General features: G+C 73.8%; 5 protein-coding genes. 1 reads left to right on the top strand and 4 read right to left on the bottom strand.

Going from position 1 to position 3854, the window contains the following annotated elements:
• A partial coding sequence (locus AB0J52_RS31420; RefSeq protein ID WP_500186391.1) for an Ada metal-binding domain-containing protein occupies nt 1-312 on the bottom strand: 312 nt, incomplete at its 3' end.
• A gap of 94 nt (nt 313-406) precedes the next feature.
• Entirely contained in the window at nt 407-1474 is a 1068-nt protein-coding gene (locus AB0J52_RS31415; RefSeq protein WP_500186389.1) for a DMT family transporter, read from the bottom strand.
• Between the two features lie 145 nt (nt 1475-1619).
• On the opposite strand from AB0J52_RS31415, the gene AB0J52_RS31410 reads away from it, so the two are divergent.
• Entirely contained in the window at nt 1620-1988 is a 369-nt protein-coding gene (locus tag AB0J52_RS31410; RefSeq protein ID WP_500186387.1) for a nuclear transport factor 2 family protein, read from the top strand.
• 93 nt (nt 1989-2081) lie between these two features.
• Here the strand turns inward: AB0J52_RS31410 and AB0J52_RS31405 are convergent, their stop codons facing one another.
• Nucleotides 2082-2960: a LysR family transcriptional regulator gene (locus AB0J52_RS31405; RefSeq protein ID WP_500186386.1), complete on the bottom strand. Its 879-nt coding sequence runs from the start codon at nt 2958-2960 to the stop codon at nt 2082-2084.
• 43 nt (nt 2961-3003) lie between these two features.
• Complete coding sequence (locus tag AB0J52_RS31400; protein ID WP_500186384.1) at nt 3004-3486, bottom strand: hypothetical protein; 483 nt, start codon at nt 3484-3486, stop codon at nt 3004-3006.
• Between the last annotated feature and the right edge of the window lie 368 nt (nt 3487-3854).

Raw genomic sequence — 3854 nt, 5'->3', positions numbered from 1 at the left:
GGGCACGCCCTCGCGGTCGACCACACCGTCCGCGACCAGGCGCATCGCGCGGGCGACGACGTCGGCGCGGTGGTTCCACTCCGGCGAGCCGGGGCTGGTGTCCGGACGGCACCGCTTGCAGGCCCGGAAACCGGCCTGCTGGGCGGCCGCCGAACTCGGGTAGAAGCGCATGTTCGCCGGCTTCGGCGGGACGGCCGGACAGCTCGGACGGCAGTAGATCCCCGTTGTCACGACCCCGGTGAAGAACCACCCGTCGAACCGGGCGTCCTTCGCCTGGACGGCCCGTACACACCGTTCCGTGTCCTCATGCATGTCTCCAGCATCACCGAGGACCGAGGCTTTCACTAGCGGAAAACCGACATCAACATCACGGCGGTTCGCGCGGCGCGGCCGGTGGACGCCGACGTCAGCGCTTCCCGGCCAGAGCGTAGAGGATCACGCCGATCGTGATGGCGACGATACCGCCCCAGCCGACCGCGCCGGGCGCGGACGAGCGCAGGATGACCGGCTCCAGCAGCGCCACGAAGACGACCTCCGCCGCCTGGGTGGCCTCCACGGCGGCGAGCCGCATCGGGTGGGACCGCTCGCGGTGGGTGGCGGCGAAGAAGAGGGAGGTGGCGATCACCCCGGAGAAGACCGCGACGACCCCCGTGGCGACGAGCTGGCTGCCGGTCGGCAGCCCCGCGCGGACGCCGCCGATCACCGCGATGAGCAGCCAGAACGGCAGGCTGGCCAGGGACATCGCGGCGAGCCGCTGGAAGGTGTCCAGGCCGTCCCCGGCGAGCTCCATCGCGCGCCGGTTGCCGACCGGGTAGGCGACGGCGCCGAACAGCACGGCCCCGACGCCTAGCGCCGCCTTCCAGGTCAGCGCGGACTGCCCGCCGCCGAGCTGGGTCAGGAACACCCCGGCGAGGATCAGCCCGGACAGCGCCAGCCCGCGCGCCGGCACCCGACCGCGCTCGTCGCCGCGTCCGTACAGCAGCGGTGCGAGGACGACCCCGCAGACGATCGTGACCTGCCACGTCGCCGCGACCATCCAGCCGGGCGAGGTCGTCGCCGCGAAGCACAGCGGCGCGTAGAACAGGCCGAAGCAGACGGTGCTCCACAGCGCCCAGCGGCCCGGGGCGGCCCGCAGCGCGCCGAAGACCGGCCCCAGCCCGGAGCCGGCAGCGCCGTTCGCGAGCGGCGCGCCGTCCGCCGGGGTGGTCCGAGCGCCGCGCACGGCGACGATCGCCAGGAAGATCGGCAGCGAGTAGAGGAAACGCAGCGAGGCCGTCCACTCCCACGCGCCGCCGCCGACCGCGATCAGCCGGTTCGCGATGAACGACGAGGAGAAGAACAGCGCGCCGAGCACGCCCAGCCCGACGGACGCGGTCGCGCCGCCGCCCGGCCACGTCGCGCCCGCGCGCCGCCGCCGTCCCGCCGGACGTCCCCAGGCCCGCGCGTCCGCCATGGTCATCGTTCCCGCGCTCACGCGCACCTCCTCGCCGACCGGCCGGACGGCCGACCCTATCCGGGACGATTCCACCTGACGTCATGACCCCGGAGGTAATCGATCTTCCTCGCGAACCCCGGCATCGTTGGACGCGTCGGGACGGCCCCGGCAGGAAAGGAAGATCATGAACAACGTGCAGCAGCAGGTCGAGCGCTACATGGCCACCTGGAACGAGACCGACGCCGCCGCCCGCCGCGCCGCGATCGACGAGATCTTCGCCGAGGGCGCCGCCTACACCGACCCGCTCGCGTCCGTCGAGGGCCGGGACGCCATCGACGCCCTCATCGCCGGCGCGCAGCAGCAGTTCCCCGGCCTGGTGTTCCGGCTGGCCGGACCGGTCGACGCGCACCACGACATCGTCCGCTTCACCTGGGAGCTCGGCCCGGAGGGCGGCGAGGCCCCGGTCGCCGGGTTCGACGTCGCGGTGCTCGACGCGGACGGCCGGATCGCCAAGGTCCACGGCTTCCTCGACAGGGTCCCCGCGGCCGCGTGACCCCGCCCGGACACGGGGAGACAGCCGAGGGCACAGGCGGGGCGGGGGCCCATCAGCCCCGCCCCGTCCACAGGGGACGCGCTCGCGCGGGAGTCAGAGCGCGGCGCGGGCGCGTTTCAGGAGTTCGCGGGCGGCGGGGCTCATCGGCCCCTCCGCACGCCAGGCCAGCACCACCCGTCCGCGCAGCTCAGGACCGTCGATCGTGACCGGGTGGACGAGCTCCGGATGCGCCCGCGCCAGCGACTCCGGGACGATCGCGACACCGAGCCCGCGCGTGACCAGCTCCAGCAGCACCAGCGGGTCGGCGGCCTCGAACGCCACGGTCGGCTCGAACCCCGCCGCCACGCACCCCGCCTCGACGATCGCCCGGATCCCGGTGCCGCGCGGCAGGCTCATGAGCCGCCGGTCCCGCAGCTCCGGCAGCCGGACGGCGGTCCGGCCCGCCAGCGCGTCGTCCGGCGCGACCACCACCACCAGCCGCTCGTCCACGTACGTCTGGACGGCGACGCCGGGCGGCGGCTCGTCCGCGAGGCCGACGAACGCCAGGTCGAGCCGGCCGTCCAGCAGCGCGCGGAGGAAGTCGGCCGACGTGCCCTCGGTCAGGGTGATCTCCACGCCGGGATGGTCGCGGTGCAGCCCGGCCAGCAGGTCCGGCACCAGGCCGGACGGCATGGACGTCACGGTCCCGACCGCGACGCGGCCGCGGATCAGCCCGGTCAGCTCGTCCACGGCGAGCCGGGCGCCGTCCGCCGCCCACAGCGCCGCCCGCGCGTAGGGCAGCACCGCCTCGCCCGCCTCGGTCAGCCGGACCGCACGTCCCGACCGGTCGAAGAGGTCCTGGCCGAACTCGCGTTCCAGCTGCTTGACCTGGGCGCTGATCCCCGGCTGCGCGACATGCATCCGCTCGGCCGCGCGCGTGAAGCTCGCCTCCTCGGCCACCGCCACGAAGTACCGAAGCTGCCGCAGTTCCATGGACGCCGACCCTAGTCGCCGTCCGTCCCGGCTCCGGCCGGGATCAGCGGCCCTTGCGGCTCTTGCGGCCCTTCATCCCGGTGCGGCACTTCTTGCCGGCGTGCCGCTTCTTCCCCGCGAGCGCCTCCATGATCATGCTGAGCCCGATGCCGAGCATCCAGGTGTCCTTCGCCAGCGGGAGGCCCTCCTGCGTCGGGGCCAGGCTCCCCTCCACGCGCGTTCCCGGCAGTTTCAGGTAGAGGCCGACCAGCCCGGCGGAGAAGCCGGTCAGCGCCGCCCCGGCCACCAGCGACGGGACGAACGGGATCAGCAGCATCGTGCCGACCGCGATCTCGGCGTTGCCGACCACGCGGGTGAACTTCTGCGGCTCCCACTCCTTCAGGAACGGGTAGGCGGTCGCGGCGGTGCCGTGGATGGCCCCCGCCATCGCCTCGGTGTCGCGGACCTTCCCCAGCCCGGAGTTCAGGATGAACATCCCGGTAGCGAGCCGCACCGGCAACTGGTGCGGGTAAGCCAGAATCGACATTGACGGCCTTCCGATCGCGCGACACGAGAAGGGCTCCCGGGCGGCGGCACCGGCCCGGACCCGCAGGCGCCGGGCGGCATCGGCGGCCCGGACCCGCTGGTCACCTTCCCAGCCCGACCAGCCGGAATCGCGCGCTGGACAGAACTTGCCCGCCCCTTGAACCGCCCCCGAGTGACCCGTCCGAGTGACGCGACCGAGTGATGCGACCGGCCCGGGGACGCACAGGCCGCGCCGCTTCGTGGGGGGGCGTGCCGATCGGCCCGCCGGCTCGGGCTACGCGTCCTCCCGCTCGGCCGGACCCGGCATCAGCGACACCAGATCGGGACAGCCGAGTGTAGGGCACAAGAGGAGTGTGAAAGGATTAGATC

The sequence above is a fragment of the Spirillospora sp. NPDC049652 genome (assembly GCF_040675125.1).
In the GTDB taxonomy this organism is placed as follows: domain Bacteria; phylum Actinomycetota; class Actinomycetes; order Streptosporangiales; family Streptosporangiaceae; genus Spirillospora.
Note: the sequence above shows the minus strand (reverse complement) of the source record. Positions and strands in the feature narration are given on the sequence as shown.

Excerpts from the sequence above, each read along its gene's own strand:
- AB0J52_RS31410 (WP_500186387.1), top strand. The coding sequence starts at position 1,620 with ATGAACAACGTGCAGCAGCAGGTCGAGCGCTACATGGCCACCTGGAAC.
- AB0J52_RS31405 (WP_500186386.1), bottom strand. The coding sequence starts at position 2,960 with ATGGAACTGCGGCAGCTTCGGTACTTCGTGGCGGTGGCCGAGGAGGCG.
- AB0J52_RS31400 (WP_500186384.1), bottom strand. The coding sequence starts at position 3,486 with ATGTCGATTCTGGCTTACCCGCACCAGTTGCCGGTGCGGCTCGCTACC.